Source organism: Bacteroides sp. 43_46 (genome assembly GCF_001915455.1).
GTDB classification, from domain to species: domain Bacteria; phylum Bacteroidota; class Bacteroidia; order Bacteroidales; family Bacteroidaceae; genus Bacteroides; species Bacteroides caccae.
In genome coordinates, this window is the sequence record NZ_MNQN01000024.1 from 1 (window position 1) to 16,447 (window position 16,447).

16 protein-coding genes are annotated in these 16,447 nt (G+C 36.5%); all 16 read right to left on the reverse strand.

Going from position 1 to position 16,447, the window contains the following annotated elements:
- Positions 1-759, reverse strand: a 759-nt coding sequence (locus tag BHV72_RS02470; RefSeq protein WP_286854188.1) for a YjbH domain-containing protein, incomplete at its 3' end; no start/stop codon positions are given.
- Positions 756-1,844 carry a glycosyltransferase family 4 protein gene (locus tag BHV72_RS02475; protein WP_005848526.1) on the reverse strand — a complete coding sequence of 363 codons (1,089 nt, stop codon included), beginning with the start codon at positions 1,842-1,844 and terminating at the stop codon, positions 756-758. The genes BHV72_RS02470 and BHV72_RS02475, both read right to left, overlap by 4 nt.
- 178 nt (positions 1,845-2,022) lie before the next feature.
- Positions 2,023-3,093, reverse strand: coding sequence for a radical SAM protein (locus BHV72_RS02480; protein WP_005848530.1), 1,071 nt, complete (start codon positions 3,091-3,093; stop codon positions 2,023-2,025).
- Between the two features lie 23 nt (positions 3,094-3,116).
- A complete protein-coding gene (locus tag BHV72_RS02485) occupies positions 3,117-3,614 on the reverse strand; it encodes a DUF6169 family protein (RefSeq protein WP_224205310.1) in 498 nt (165 codons plus the stop codon).
- Between the two features lies 1 nt (position 3,615).
- Positions 3,616-3,768 (reverse strand): hypothetical protein, encoded by a 153-nt coding sequence (locus BHV72_RS02490; RefSeq protein ID WP_005848534.1) that lies wholly within the window; start codon positions 3,766-3,768, stop codon positions 3,616-3,618.
- A 95-nt stretch (positions 3,769-3,863) separates the two neighbouring features.
- Positions 3,864-5,042, reverse strand: coding sequence for a glycosyltransferase (locus BHV72_RS02495; protein WP_032952508.1), 1,179 nt, complete (start codon positions 5,040-5,042; stop codon positions 3,864-3,866).
- A 52-nt stretch (positions 5,043-5,094) separates the two neighbouring features.
- Positions 5,095-6,183, reverse strand: coding sequence for a glycosyltransferase (locus BHV72_RS02500; protein WP_032952509.1), 1,089 nt, complete (start codon positions 6,181-6,183; stop codon positions 5,095-5,097).
- Between the two features lie 6 nt (positions 6,184-6,189).
- On the reverse strand, positions 6,190-7,383 hold the full coding sequence (locus BHV72_RS02505; protein ID WP_008781952.1) for a hypothetical protein: 1,194 nt from the start codon (positions 7,381-7,383) through the stop codon (positions 6,190-6,192).
- Positions 7,380-8,546 (reverse strand): glycosyltransferase, encoded by a 1,167-nt coding sequence (locus tag BHV72_RS02510; protein ID WP_100263204.1) that lies wholly within the window; start codon positions 8,544-8,546, stop codon positions 7,380-7,382. Before BHV72_RS02510 ends, BHV72_RS02505 begins: the two co-directional genes overlap by 4 nt.
- 12 nt (positions 8,547-8,558) lie before the next feature.
- The gene (locus BHV72_RS02515; protein WP_227195259.1) at positions 8,559-9,698 is read right to left on the reverse strand and encodes a glycosyltransferase family protein; all 1,140 of its coding nucleotides are present in this window, start codon (positions 9,696-9,698) and stop codon (positions 8,559-8,561) included.
- Positions 9,699-9,922: 224 nt separating this feature from the next.
- A complete protein-coding gene (locus tag BHV72_RS02520) occupies positions 9,923-10,417 on the reverse strand; it encodes a hypothetical protein (RefSeq protein WP_286854238.1) in 495 nt (164 codons plus the stop codon).
- Between the two features lie 18 nt (positions 10,418-10,435).
- Positions 10,436-11,803, reverse strand: a complete 1,368-nt coding sequence (locus BHV72_RS02525; RefSeq protein WP_032939757.1) for a lipopolysaccharide biosynthesis protein — start codon at positions 11,801-11,803, stop codon at positions 10,436-10,438.
- A 68-nt stretch (positions 11,804-11,871) separates the two neighbouring features.
- Complete coding sequence (locus BHV72_RS02530; RefSeq protein ID WP_057280482.1) at positions 11,872-12,249, reverse strand: hypothetical protein; 378 nt, start codon at positions 12,247-12,249, stop codon at positions 11,872-11,874.
- A gap of 93 nt (positions 12,250-12,342) precedes the next feature.
- Positions 12,343-12,891: a UpxY family transcription antiterminator gene (locus tag BHV72_RS02535; RefSeq protein ID WP_008671097.1), complete on the reverse strand. Its 549-nt coding sequence runs from the start codon at positions 12,889-12,891 to the stop codon at positions 12,343-12,345.
- 1,562 nt (positions 12,892-14,453) lie between these two features.
- A complete protein-coding gene (locus tag BHV72_RS02540; protein WP_005848543.1) occupies positions 14,454-16,016 on the reverse strand; it encodes a PD-(D/E)XK nuclease domain-containing ATP-binding protein in 1,563 nt (520 codons plus the stop codon).
- Positions 16,017-16,263: 247 nt separating this feature from the next.
- Positions 16,264-16,447: ATP-binding protein (locus BHV72_RS02545; RefSeq protein ID WP_353744883.1), on the reverse strand; the 184-nt coding region annotated here is incomplete at its 5' end.

A 16,447-nucleotide genomic window follows, 5' to 3' on the forward strand; every position in this document is an offset into this window, starting at 1 on the left:
GTTGAACTCTATCACGACATTGATATAATCTTTCCAAAAGCTGTATTCAGCACCTATATTCATTGTACGGGCGTCATATTCAGCCATAAGGTTCAGTTTATTAACGGCTTTCATCAAAGGCTGATTGCCGAGTAATTGAAAGCGGAAATTAGCACCTATGGCAGGACCATTCAAATGATAATCTGTCCGTTTGTTATAGACGTATGCCAAATGGATACCTAACTCTCCTGTATTTCTAATAGACAGATGTTTTGTAACAGCCAGATAATACCGCTGCCAATGACCGTTTCCGGATGCACTACCAGTCATACCGATACCATAATCCTTTTCAGAAGTCCTGTCATTGGTACCGGGATCGTTCGCTCCTAACACAATCTGAGGAGTCCATTCCTTCCACCAGCCTTCTTTCCAAAGGCGCAACCTGCCCGAGAATTGACGATCCTGATTGCAATATTTGCCCCAGACTGATTCCGGATAATACGTACTGCCATAAGGAGCCTTATGCAAAGTACAGGTATATCCTACTTCCAACCAAGGAAAAATGGTTATATTAATAAAATAATTACCCGTATCATAACTCCAATGCCCCGGTGTCGCTTCCGTATCCAGAAAAGCGCAGCCAAACATAAAAGTCTTGTCACGCTGCATCTCCCCTGTCGGCATGTGAAGCAAACCTGTCGTTCCATACACAAACTGGGCTCTCAAAGCAGACGGACACAACAGAAGCACCATCAGCCCGACCAATGAAAGTGTTCTCATTTTTTCAGATTTTCATAAACATCAGCCACCCGGAGAGCTATTCCATCCCATCCATACTTTTCCATATCGTAATGTACCTGTTTAAAATCCCCATCTATTATTTCCTGTAATCTATCAGCCAGCTGCTCTATATTACCGGTTTCAAAATAACAGCTGGCATCCAGCCCCATTTCTTTATTGGCGGGAATATCACTCACAATGACAGGCAACCGGTAACTCATGGCTTCCAACAGAGCGATAGGAAGCCCCTCATGCGACGAAGGCAACACATAACAACGGGCGTTTGTCAAAAGTGAATGTAGTTTTTTCCCTTTCACGAATCCGGTCAGTATCACCCCGTTTTCCCTCGCTTCCCTTTTCAATGCACGCGAATATTCATCCTCAAAATCCGTATCTCCGGCTAACACCAGCCGACATCCTTTTTTATCCACCCTCCGAAAAGCCTCCACCAAATGATGAAGATTCTTTTCGGGTACAAAACGGCACATACCCAATATGTAGTTTCTTTCAGTTATCCCCAATTCCCTAAAATACTCAGGACAGTTCGTATAATCGGGACAAGGCACACCATTATAAATCAGATGAACCTGCTCGGTTCTACCATATTTCCGTCTGATCAGATTGCGGATCACCTCACTGATGACTATTACCTCATCCGCAAACAGGCATCCCATCCGCTCTCCCCATTTCAAAACCATTTTGGCCATAATCCCCCATTTGTCACGATCATAGTCCGGCCCATGGTGGGTAAACACCACTTTCAGTCCCAACATTTTAGCATACGGTACAAGCAATGCCGGTCCGATGGCATGGATATGCAATACATCCGCCCCCAACTGTTTTGCCTTATTCACCGCCTTGAACGTATGAACAATCGCTTCAAACGATTTCTGTTTAGGAGATTCTATATCTATCAGTTTCACACCGTTCCATTCCGTCAACCCGTCATGCACATAATTCTTCCGGCGGATAACCGTCACATCCTCCCCCCTCCTTGCGATACGCGGAAAAAGCTCCTCACAATGCGTTTCCACACCACCCATCACATCGGGAATGCCACGGGTACCGGTCACAATAATCTTCATAAAGAATAAAGCAGTTTAAAATAAAAACAGTAGATTTGCGACATTAAATGTCAATCAGCCAATGAAAATATTCAATTTCATAAAAGAAGTACTGCAATATGCCGGAATCATCATTCTGTCATGCCTTTCGGCACTTTGGCTGATGATTACAGGAAAAAAGAAAAAGTAAGTTAGAATACTAGAACTTTTCCCTTAAATCTCCCTGGCAGGGATCTTGCCCTACATCGCACCATTTTTTATCCAGACAGACTGTTTTTCCCTGCATGGAACGAAGTTTATTCTGCAACGCCCACTTCAACGGATATTTTATATATTTATGCATCACCGGAGAGGCTGTGCCCACCATCCAGCAATTTTTCGGGCATTTACGCACCATGGCACGTACTTCCTCCGCCTTTTTGCTTGTCCAAATAGTCATAAAGTCCGGAGTTTCATGAATATTCCCCATCGACTTCTTCCAATATTTCTCTTCCAGACCGTTACAGGGAAACACATCACCAAACGGGTCTATAAAGAAATTAGCACTTCCCGCCTCACAAGGCAGCATGCGCCTTCCCCCTTCAATATAATTTATCAGTCCCATATTGAACCAAGCACGAAACCAACTCTTCGGGTGATTCTCCTTCAACTGCCATTCTATCAGTTGCTCAAAGTCACCGCACACCTCGTTCTTGTTGGTGATGACATTGTCGTCCTTATGAAAGTAGTACGAGTTATGAAAGGCGGCTGTAGCAAATTCCATTCCCAGTGACTTGCTGAGCTGATACAATGAAAGCATATCCTTTGAATTATTATTCGACACGGTACAGCCGAAACCGATATCCTTCAAGCCCATCTCTTTCAATGCCAACAATGTACGGAGTCCTTTATCAAACCCTCCGGCATGTCCGCGTAGTTCGTCGTTTTTACAACTCAAACCCTCAATACTGATTCGAATTCCGATGATAGGGAACTGTTTCGCCAAGGCAATCACCCTGTCCTCAAACCATCCGCTTGTAGAAATCACAATCCGGTCTGTATGCTTGTAACATTCCTCCACTATTTCCGGCAAATCTTCACGAATGAAAGGCTCACCTCCCGTCAGATTGATGAATTTCAACTTAGGCAATGACTTCAGGTCACTTGCTTTTATTTCTTCACTCTTGTTAGTGGGGTTAAACCATATATTACACATCTTGCACTTCATAGGGCAACGATATGTAAGGATTATGCTTGCATCGGTGGGATGCAAGGAACATTTGTTAACCATAAGTTGTTTGATTTAATTATTCACTATTCCAATTTTTCTTTCATATTTTCAATGAAAGAGTTAAAAGCAACCTTTATATCTTCCAATTGAGGATTGGAATTTTTAACGAGAACAGATGCATAGTAATCAGTAGATTCTACTTCCACTTTAGTGGACAAAAAAGTAAAACTTTCCCGTTGTTCATATTCATAATACCACATGGAAAACAAACGGTTACGAATAGCCTGTTTACCATCCGACATATCACAAATATATAATATAACAGGATTGTTTTCTAAAAAGAATGTTTCAAGAATTACCCAAATAGTTTCCCTGACCAACGGATCTTTTACAGAATGCTTACCTTGTGATTCCAAAATAAAAAACTGAAACGCATTCTCATCCATAAAAGTATAGTCCTCAACAAACCCTACCTCATAGACAGAACCATATTGGGTTTCAAATCCTAAACTACCATTATTATTTATATAAACTTTATAGGGAGATAAAGCATTGACACGTTCTATTGGCAAATCTATCACATCATGCAAATTTTGCCATTTTAAATCCCATTTTTTCCAATTCTTCTAAGGAATACCCCTTTTTGAGATATTCTATCAACGTGCGTTTGCGGTCTGTCGCCTTCTTCATAGCAGCCAACGCCTCTTCCTTGGTTTTAAAATTCTTAATAGCCATCCGATATTTCTTGATGATACAAAAATACTAGTAATAAATGAATTATCCAATATTTCCCTGTCTTTTCTTTCCATTATATACTATAAAGCAACAAATCAACCCTGATACAAATTCATAATCTGTTGATAATACATTTCTGCACCATACAGTTCCTGTCCCTTTCCTGCTATCATTTCATAATTGAGAGGATGTTGCATCATACTTTCAATCTTCATTCTCAGATCCTCTTTATTACGACTCTCAAATGTCATGCCGGTAACACCCTCTTCTATCAGTTCAGGGATTCCTCCGATGCGTGCTCCCAGTACAGGTGTACCCAAACATTGCGCCTCTATCACAGACAAAGGATTATTCTCATACCACTCCGAAGGTATCACTGAAAAACGTGCTCTTCCCACTAACTCCTTTATATCATTCCATTGTTTAAAGCCAACAAATTCCACGTTATTCCCAGCTACGATCTTTAACTCCTCCAGCAAGGGCCCCCCTCCAATCACCACCAATTTATATGGTAGAGCATTTGCCGCCTCTATCAAGGTCCTTACTCCTTTTTCAGGACTCAATCTCCCTATGAAACAGTAATAATTTCCCCTTTTGGTATAATCCTTACCATAACATTTCTCAGTATCAATAAAATTACATACTGTTTTTATTTTTTTACTATCGAATCCCCCTTGTCGCATCTTCTCTGCCATAAACCGACTAGGGCAAATAAAGATATCCGTGCAAACTTCCAATCGTTCACGATTCCACTTCATAGACTCCCAATACGATAAATAACTTGCCAAGCGTGAATGCTTCATACATTTATATTCCAAGACTTTACGCTTATCCGAAAAACATTCTTCGCATATAGTATCTCCATTACGCAAACAGTCATAACGCGGACAAAGCAGCTTGTAATCATGCAATGTCCATATTACTTTTATTCCTTTTTGATGCGCAATTTCTGCAATAACCGGAGATAGTTGAGAATGAATATTATTCAGATGAACAATATCAGGACAAAAGTCATCCAATAATGCCGTAAATTTACGTTTTACTTCATTCGTACCAAAGGGGCGTAACAACGCCTCAAGCATACCTAATCCCGGCTTGAACTTTACTTCACCAGGAAAGTACTTGCTCCATGGTGTTTCTATATTATCAGGATACTGCATGGCGAAGATTGCCACTTCATGACCTTTCCGCTTCAACAATTCCTCAAGGTTTATGGTACAGACACAGTCGCCGCCACGGCGGTAATAGAATTTATTCGAGAGTAAGATTTTCATTATCACAGAAGAATCAATATTTTATCATTATGTATAAATTATTTTAATATTTTCAATCTTCATATAACCCCCAATAACTATTTATTAATGTACCTTCACCATATATATTAAGATAGCTTGTTGGATCTACACTCAAATTTTTACCAAATATTAAAGATTTCATCTTTCTTTCCAAATCATCTATATCATTAACTTTAAATAACACAACATTTAAAGTTGCATTATCTTCAAAGAAAGGAATTGTAGAGGCTAATACTTTTTTATTAAAGTAATATGCTAAAGACAATACCCCTGACATTGTTGCAGAACGATAAGGATAAACAATAAATTTTGCCTTTTTAAAAAGATATGCGACTTCTTCATCTTCTATAAAACGATTTATTCGAATAATGTTTTCATTATGAGTTTCAATATCAAAGCCTCTACCTGCAATCACTAATTTTAGTGACTTACATGTTAAATTGCAATACGCATCAACCAGCAAATCAACCCCTTTATATTTATCTACTGTTCCAAAAAACAAAATATATTCTTTTAAGCCACTTACTTCTAATGGCATTTTTTTACCATTTATTATCAATGATGTAATTAGAGAAGGAAATGAAGTGTATTTCACTTTCTTACATGGATATATTTCTTTCAGTTCCTTCAATTGGAAATAAGAGGAAGTCGTAAGATTAGGAATTATATTCCTACATAATTTATATCCCCATATAATATATTTTTGCATCAAATAACCCAATAAAGTTTTTCTTACCACCTCATGTGGATGCAAATCATGCACTGTGTAGTAAAATGTTCTTTTATTATTCAAACAAATATACAAAGCTAATGTAAAATCACCTGTCAAAAAATGAACAGCATCCGGATTAATACTTTTTTCCAATTGCGATAAATGTTTTATTATCTCTAGAGGCCATAGTTTATAAAACAATTTCATCATTTTACTCTTTGGGTATTCCAAGAAAACAGGGTTCGCTTCTTGTAAAATTATATTCCTATAAGAATAAATACCTGAATTAACACAAAGACAGTGTACTTCAAATCTATCATCCTTAGCTAAAGCATTTATAGCAGTAGCAGCAAAAGGAATCATTCCCGAAGCAAATTCAGAAGCAACAAATAATATTTTCTTCTTCATTACAATCTATAATGTTTTCACTCTTGAATAATATAATATTAAGAACAAGAGAAATAATAGTAAGATTTCACAAGAGCCAATAGTAGATGCAATCCCCCCCATAAGTATGATGAATAAAGCTATAATACGGCTATAATAGAACCTTTTATCATCCATTACCATTCCATATAAATAATGAATAAATAATAGCCACAAGATATAGAAGATAAAATAGTAATATCCAAAATTTATATATAAATCATTACATAAAGTCGTATAAATTCCCCCACCTTCAAAATCATAGTTTGCTAATTCTTTTAATTTATAATCAAATGACAAAGGCTTATCCGGCCACAAAAAACGAGGTATGAATTTTACAAGACCAGTATAATATTCCTCTCCCCAAAAGAAGTTCTCCGTACCAACCGCATTCATGATAGGAATAGAATTAGCTTGATAAAGAATTACTGGATAAGAAAAGAATACTGCAATTTGGGATGCTATAAGAGTTAAGTCTCCACCTCTAATGCCTTGTAATGTACCGGCTGCTAATGGCATAGCTAAATAATATAAGACATATTCATACCACTTAAAACCTCTTTTCTTCAAATGAAAAAACAGTAAAAATAATGTAACCCCAACAAGAACCCCTCCTTTATTTCCTGTTGTCAAAAATAAGAAAACGCTCAAACAAAAAGAATAAAAAGCAACGACTTTATAATAACACTTCCATGTCTTTTGGAGAAAAAGAACAAGCATTATTATTTGTATCCCTAGCATTGGAATATCCCTAATAACCCCAACTCCTATTTCACTAGTTCTTCTTAAATCTTCTATATTATTCCCCCTTAACAAATTAATTAATACTCCAGACATTACTCCAGCCCACAATAAAAAAAACACAAAACAAGAAAGTAGTATCTTTCGTTTCTTATTCAATTTAATAGACGACAATGGAAGATTTATTGATATTGGGACTTGTGCCTGCTTTCTAAATAGAAATAGAAACGAAAGGTTTATAATTGCTGCTGTAAATGTCGTATACTGAATATTCTCTGGAACATCTGGATAAAAAAATAGAAATGGAATAGCATCATTAAAGATAAAGTTCAAATAGATTAATATATATGGAGAGAAAATATATAATGTTCTTATTCTAGAATATTTTAAAAATAGATAAACAACAATTAGAATATATAGATATAATAAAAGTTCCATCATCTCATTTTTTCAAATATTTCCTCCCACCTATCTACCACAGTTTCGATATTAAAACGTCTGCAAGTTTCTAGCCCCTTTATTGCTAATTTATTTCTTTGCATTTCATCTTTCATCAAAGACTTTAAAGATTCTGCAAACATAGTAGTATTACCATAAGAAATCAACACACCATTTACATCATTATCAATAATATCATGCACAGACAAAAATGAATCCATAACAATCGGAACTACCCCATTTTGCTGCGCCTCAATTATCGACATTGGAAATCCTTCAAATGCAGATGTCATAGCAAAAATAGAAGCTCGCTTATAATAAGGTATAGGATATCGCCTCCCCTCAAAATGAACATTGGGAATATTATTATTGCGTGTAAAATCTAAGTAAAAGGATTTATCCTTACCATCACCTACAATATATAAATGCCATTCATTAAATTCTTTATCTAATTGAATATGCTTCCATATCGTCAATAATTTCGATATTTTTTTATTTGATTCTAACAATCTTCCAACAAATAAAACCTCTTTCCTCTTTTTACAAATTTCATCCATAGAAATAAAATTATCAAAGACCAAAGGATTATAACACCAGTCCAATTTTTCAACCGATTTTGGATTTCTCAATTGTATATATTGGTCTTTAAACTGAGGCGAAAGAAATAATACTTTATCACTAAAGATTAACAATTTATCTATAACAGATAATTGTCTTTCTTTTTCAAAGAAACGGTATAGCAGAAAAAAGACACGCTTCAAAATTGATTTCAAACAAAAACCTTCTATCACACTACGAGTATAAAGAGCCGTATGATGAACAGAAATTATTTTCGCATTAAAAAAACTTCGTAATGGAGATAAAAAAACAACAGGCCACCATTGATTGATTATAAAATCAAAACTATTCTGCTGATACAATTTTAAAGCGATAGTAATCTTAATACCATCATCACTATCATAAGTATATTCATCACACCTCACATCCGGTATTCTTACCGCCTTGATAGAAGGATCAATATAGGGCAATTCATTTGTTTCAGAATCCTTAAAATAAAAGACTGTAACAGCATGCCCTCTCTTCGCCATCTCATTAGCTAAACAAATAGTTACTGTTTCACCTCCTCCATAAATAGGCCAAAGTCGCAATAAAAATACAATATTCATATTTACAAATAATCAGTTTAACAATGTATTCAAAAAAGAATTCACTGTATTTAGTTTCAAATACTCTTGACCATCTATGGTCATAAGCTTGTTTAGCAGGCAAGACTCTAAAAAAGTTTTAATACCCAATATTTCCACATCACTACTTATATATCCTAATTTCGATTTCCGAACTATTTTACCCAACATATTTGAGCTAGGAGAAAAAACTGGAACATTAAACTGTGCTGCATATCCTAATACTCCACTACTTTGTGAATTATTCAAATAAGGAATTAAAAGGACATTCGATGATTTACATATAGCAGATATTTCCTCATAAGAACAAAAATAATCCTTTATTATCAGCCGATATTTCTCACTACATTCTGCTGCCAGTCTATAAAACTCATCCTTTATATCCAAATCTATTTTTCCTGCAAAAACAAAGACAAATTGATTTCTATCAACAACAGACATTTCTTTTATCGCTTTCAATATGTTAAGTGTTCCTTTTCTTTCAGATAAGACTCCAATATGAGAAAGCACAATAGCATCTTCTTTTACAGCATTATCTTTTCTAAAATCCGGCAAAGTTAGTGTAATGGAAACATAAGGATCAGATATACGATCAAACTTCATTGTCTGATATTTACGATTAAAAAATGCAGCAGAAGATGAATCATTACAAATACATATTTTCTTGATTGACTTGTTATGAGCCATCTTCCAAAATATAATTGACTTTAAGATTCTTTGCTTTATAGATAAGTCAGCCCATTCATATAAATAAATATAATAATATATGCCAATATAGGAAACTTTTTTCATCGTCATAAAAGCAAAAAGAGGGTCTAAACAATCATAAGAGCACATTATTACATCTGTTATATCGTACTTCCGTATCTTTTCATTTAATAATCTATTCCCCCAATATGACTTTAATATTTTTTTAGTATGATGCAATCTTTCTAATTCCCTAACTGTCAGATATCGCAGTATAATATTTTTCTTAAGCACTAATTGCTCACATTCAATATGTTTTTTAAAATCCGGCGAGAAAATAAAATAATAGGTATTCTTTTCATCATCTATCGCATAATGATATATATGAATAAAATACTCTAGGACATGCCCTCCAAAAGAAGTATACATAAATAAGAAACGTTTCATCACCTATAATTTAGAAATCATACAATGGTACAATGCCTTAAAATCAGACCAATATCTGCATTTAGGTTCTATTAACCTATCTCCCAAACTTCCAGATATCCCTCTCCAATATAAGAAAAAGGGTATCTTATGAATTCTTATTTTCCCTTTATTCTGACGTAAAGAATCAAATAACAAGTGTTCAAAGTAATATCCTACTGAATCATCTATATGAAATTTATCTTTTAGAAAGATATTCTCCAAATATAGTATTTGTTACAGACAAAACATCGTGAATCTACCGAATTGTTTTGGGGTGGGACAACACAAACAAAATTCTTACTTGGACTTAGTTTATCCATATAATGTATCAATCGATTTATATTAATCAATTGTAACCTCCCTGTCAACTTAAAAATCAACACATCATCAGTAATAAATTCAGATTTGGCCATTGCATATTCCAATATAAGCGCCTCTCCATACCCTTTCCCTTTTCTCTTATCAAAACATAGATTGCCATCAAAACACAAAAATTCAATTCTATGCTGGAAATCTTTAAACGAAGATGAGATATCAGTTCCTGAATTTTCAACAAATACAATTTTTCTCGTTGTGTTTTTTAGGTAAAAATTCAAAGCCTCGATGTATTGTTTCTTTCTCACTCCTACATCTGCCAAACAAGTAAATGGCATACCATCAGGATTAATACAAGCTGTTAGTAATAGTATATATTCCATATAAAAGACTATTTGTTTTTATTTAATCCAAATTCCAGAAGCAGTTCCTCTAATAATTTTGGTTAATTGTTTTTTAGCTACAAATGCTTGAATCAAACAAACACTGATAGGCACTAATAACATCACAGTTATTCCATATTTAGAACACAAAAAGTACATTGTCGGAACAGAAATAAAAGCAGATACCAAATAGACGACCAACTGCAATCGGATTTTGCTTGTTCCATTTATCATATATATATATATTCCACATAAATTCTGTACTAAAATATAAACACCTACCATTACTGATAGAGATAATGATATTTTAACACTATCTCCGACCCATATATCATAAAAAGTACTGGATACAAGAATCATTATTATTAATACACAGATACTTAGTTTCCAAATCATCTCCATTTTCTCTATTACGTTTTTCATCCACAAAAAATCTTTTTTAGTATACGCGTCAGCACATGCAGACCAAAAAGGAGTTACTATAATCATCATAGCCATATTAAGAATATTAAAATATTTATATGCAATATTATATGCCGTCACGTTTTCAGGTCCACAAACACGAACAATAATTATATTTATCACTTGAAATATAAATAACATACATACCATAATAATAAAAAACTGTGCACCCAATCCTATGATTTTTTTTGTTAAAGCCCAATTTATTGTATTCATACTTGGAGCTACATCACAGTATCTTTTTGAAGAAAAAACGAAAAAAGAAGCTACAAATAAGACTAATAATGGAATGACAGATAAAGCAAAAGCTAAATATAATAAACGACCAGCAGTTACCCTAATTAAGATACCAATTACAATTAAAGACATAATTTGTCCAATAACTATAAATAAAGATGAATAAACCGGTCTTTGGTCTGCGGTTAGCATCGTTGGTAACACACTTGCAATCATATTCAAACAGAGTGTTATAGTCAGTACAGCAAAAACTAAACGCAATTCATGACCATATTCTAAACCAACATTAAGTAATGAACTCCAATCCAAAAAACTATTAATAACAAGAACGACAAATGCCATAGTAACGAATATTATAGTCAAGACAGCATAAGTCGTGCTGACATATTGTTTAGCTAATTCCCTATCATTTAAAGCCATTGCTTCCGTAAAACGGTTTCTAAATCCATGAGCAAAGCCAAAATCAAAATAACTAATCCAGGCAACAATCGAACTAATAGTTAGCCATAAACCATACTGAGCAGAAGATACATAATTAACTGTCATAGGCACTAATATCAAAGAGATAATAATACCTATAATTTTTATTCCAAAAGAAGCTATAATATTTCTCTTGGCAAGAACATTTCTCTCATTGCCTTTTTTTAAATAAATATCTATTCTATTTTTGATAGCTAATAAATTCATTTCAGATTTTGCTACACTCCTATAAAAGAAATTTAACATTTTTGATTAATTATTTATATGATATTTTTTTATAAAAACACCATCCTTACCGCCATATCATGCCACCTATAGTAATCCCTTGCCGCCAACAAATTATCAGACAAAATTTTATGATAAACACCATCACACAAAACAACATGTTTGCGAAAACACCCCTCAACCTCATCAACAGGCACAGAAGCCATCACCACATACTCCGGACAACCTGGAACACAAAACAAAGAAAGTTCACTTTTCGGAAACAGACCGCACAATCTACAGGCGGAACGCTCAAATGCCACCCAATACGTACCTATATGATATAGGTGCATAAACCGGTCATTATTCTTTTCCCTATTCAGTATATCAGTGTGGCTGTTTTGGATAAGCCGTTGAAGGAGTACACCAGAAGGAACCACTTCATTCATAGTTATATAAAGTAAATATTATCAGATGACTCACTTTGTACAGCATGACAAAGGATTTAAATAGGAAAAGTAATTCAAGCAAGACAAATACCATCATTTCTTTTTAGGTTCTTTAATCACTTCAATCAAATCCGGCGAAATAGTTGCCATAGCCATGGCAATGATTCCCTGAATGCAAATGACCACCCTGCGGTCTCTTGCCCCTTTCACCTTTATAAAGATACCTTCATACCCCGCAAAGTCTCCCCCGATGATGCGCACCCGTGTTCCTTTAGCCGGATTGATTTCCTCCGGTTTGAAAAAAAGCAGATGCTCGTCATACGTGCCTGCAACGGCTATGAAGTCCCTCATTTGCCCATCGGGCACAATGATTTTCTCACCGCTACGCGAGTCAGTCATATACTGAAGATAAGGAATATCTTTTTTCAATTCCTTCATATCAGTCTGTGTGATATGGATAAAGATAAGATTATGAACTACTGGGACCAGCTCGCGCACCTTACGTTTCTTTGCCATGCGGATAACATAATGCATGGGAATGAAACTGGATACCCCTTGTTGGTCCAGCAGATTCTTCACATCCAGTTCGCGACGGTAAGTGACCCGCATGGCAAACCATTGTGTTTTTTCACAACAAAACATACTCTTGGGGCTTTGACGTACGTATATCTTTCTGTACTTCAATCAGTTACATTACCCTTTCGGATAATACAAGAAGTTTTGACTTCTTTTTTATGAAGGTCGGCCGGAAGCTATTTCATGATAGGAGATATGGAATCTACATTATTAATTGATGCAGCATATCGGGCCAACTTTGACCTTCCGCAGATTCCCGAACCGGATGGTTCTTATGTGTTAAATCAGAAATTGTGATACGTATATAAAGAAAAAGCGCGGGAATCTGTACCTGTTACTCATCCTGCACTTTGAGGCCTTCGCATTGCCCACCCTGTCCGAACGAGCAACGCAGAAGCCCACGCCGATATGTACAACTTGAATACCTCTTTGACCAGCAAAGATGAAACAAGAACATTAACATATCGCGCAGACACCTACTGTTGCTTTGTTTGTGGCAGGGTTAGAAATTTGCGAAGTTTCAAAGTGCCAAGAACAAAACGCCAAGTAAACGTCTTTTCTATATATATGTATTTTCCACTCTCCCATACCCCCCTTACGGAAGTATCAGCATGGAAAACACGGCAAAGATACGGAATTATAAATAGAATAGAAAATAATTCCCATTTTTTGTACCCATGAATTTCTTTTTTGTAATCCGCCACATCATTTTTACAATAAATTTGTGCACATTGTGTCTTATCTCGTACCAGAAAGCACGCTTTTTTACGTACATCCCGCAGGGAGCCACACATACGTACAGGACTATGAATGCGTACGTATGTGAAATCATGGCCGAAAGATCCAGAATTCCACCTCAAAAGACAAGGACGTTTTTTCAAAAGATCAAGAGCTTTTCAGAAAAGATAACGGCCTTTTAGGGAAAGAACAGGAGCTTTTTTTAGTAGGGAGTAACAAAGAAGTTTTTCGGCAAAAGTCTGTCACATCTGTCACAGCAAGCTTAAACTTATTAATAAACAGGAACTTACAGGTGTGACGGATAGTGTGACAGATAGGTGACGGACTTTTTATCTGTCACAACATACAGATAAAAAGGTACTCTGCCAATCATCCTTAGAAGCAAGGTTAAAGAGTAGTCAACAGACAGTGTCAAACTACATTCCGAAGTCTCAGGCTTACAGTGGAATAGAAAGTTCCACCGGTTGGAACAGCTTGTTTCATCAATATGGAATAATTTATTCCACAGTGAGGAACTATTTATTCCAACCGGACAAAACCATTTGTTCCGCCCTTATGGAACAAGTTATTCCACTGCGGAAAGCCATTTGTTCCTAATGGTGGAACACACTATTCCACAGTGAATTATGCAGCAAAGTCCAATGACTGTATAGCTTTGAAAACCGGACATACTACTGATGATTCCATACACATTGACATGATTCAGACATCGTGTGACAGATAAAAGTCTGTCACACATCTGTCACACTATCCGTCACACTAGTAAGCATCTGTTTATCAACAAGTTGAAAACAACTGTGACGGATGTGACGGACTTTTATGAAAAAAACTTTTTTTGTCGCTCCCAACTTTGTTGTGGATCTTGGCTGATAACGATGACTAAAATAAAATTACCTCACCTCTTTCCACTCGGAAATGGTTCGCGTCTGTGAAGAAAATACCACTCCTATACAAACTATTTTTCGCTTATCCGCCAGATAAGGTTGGGCATATCCTTTTTCTTCTATCTGACGCAAGGCTTCATCGGCGCTGCCGTCCAGTTTGAATTCAAAAATATAAATATATTGCGGAGTCTCGAGTATGCAGTCCACCCGTCCCCGGCTTTGTGTCTGTTCAATGCGGAGGCAATATACCCCTATAAGACGGAGAATGAGATAGAATGTGTACTGGAAATGCTTCTCGGTCAGTTCCGGAGTCTTGGTACTGTCATGCGAATCGTATGGGATACCGGACAAGAAAGCTGTGAGGGAATCGCGGAAAGCAGCTGTCTTGCCCGCATTCAGCAGACGGACAGAACTGATCAGCCAACTGGAAACGGAAACTCCCTGTACTTTGAAATAATCACTGGCCAACAAGCTAAGGAAACCTCTGCGTACTTCATCATTGGGGAAATCCAGCAGATAGGAATGGGTATATTTATCGTAATCCTTGATAGTAAGATATCCACTCTGGTAAATCATGGGAAGAGGGCGTTCCACATCAGCTTTGTAATCGGCAAACAAGGATGCGTCATAATATTGCCCCACCAATTCATTGATCTGCTCGTTGCTATGCTGCAACAGCCGGACCAGATAGGTAGGCGTGCCCGAGGCGAACCAGTAGTCACGGATTTGTAAAGAATCAAAAGCGTTCAGAATACTGAAAGGGTTATAAATATCAAGCATATTTTCACTGAAGTGATAACCGTCATATTGTGCTTTCAGACGTTCTTTCATTTCCTCATACGTGCATTCGTCTTTTTCGGCCAACTCGGAAATAGGTTCATGGAAATAACGCTCCATTTCCTCCTGGGTGATTCCGCACAGTGATTCATAACGCGGGTCCATACTGATATCTTTAGGCTGGTTGAAACCGCTGAAGACACTGACTTGCGAAAATTTGGTGACTCCCGTCAGCATCACGAACTGCAAATATTTATCAGCTCCCTTGAAGGTAGAATAAAAAGCTTTCAGCGTATTCCGGTTCTCTTCTTCCAAGGGGGTATCAAGCACATCGAGAATGGGTTTGTCATATTCGTCAACGAGCACCACGGCACGCCGTCCTGTCTTTTCGCTGGCGCGACGCAGTAATTCGATAAAACGGGTTCCCGGTGTTGTGTAATTGGGATTCTTGCCATACATATCTTCCCAATTTCCCAAATAGCCTTCAATAGCAGCTTCCAGCACTCCTTCTTTGGCAAAGTTATCACCGTTGAAATCTATATGAAATACCGGATATTGAAACCAGTCTTTTTCCAGTCCGGCAATGGCAAGTCCTTCAAACAACTCTTTTCGCCCTTCATAATAGGCTTCAAGGGTACTGATCATCAAACTTTTGCCGAAACGGCGCGGACGGCTGAGAAAATAGATACTTCCTCTGCTCACTAACTGATGGATGAGGGCAGTCTTGTCTATATAAACATATCCGTTTTCGCGGATGCGGCTGAAAGTTTGTATGCCGATAGGGTATTTCATATTTTGATGTATTTAGTGCATGATATTGCAAAGATAACCAAAACCAACCGATTTCACCCAATCTTGGTTGAATATTTTCATTTTTCCCCGCTAATTGAGAATAAATTTCTCATTCCAGCTATTTATGTTCCTGTAAAAAAACAGCAGAATGCAATATACTCGAAAGGTAACCGGTGAAATACATACAGATTCATCGTCATCCGGTTGAATTTGCTAATACCGGTTAGAAACAGGAACGTCATACTTTTCAGAAACGGATACGGAAACGGGTCAGTTTATCCGGATAGGTACGAAGAGAGAAAGTACACCCATGTTTTATCAAAACTTCACGAATAAAAATAAGACCGATACCCTGTCCGTTAGGCTTGGTGGAGAAGAAAGGACTGAACAGCTTGGTTTCCACCTCTTTACTGATACCGGCACCGGTATCA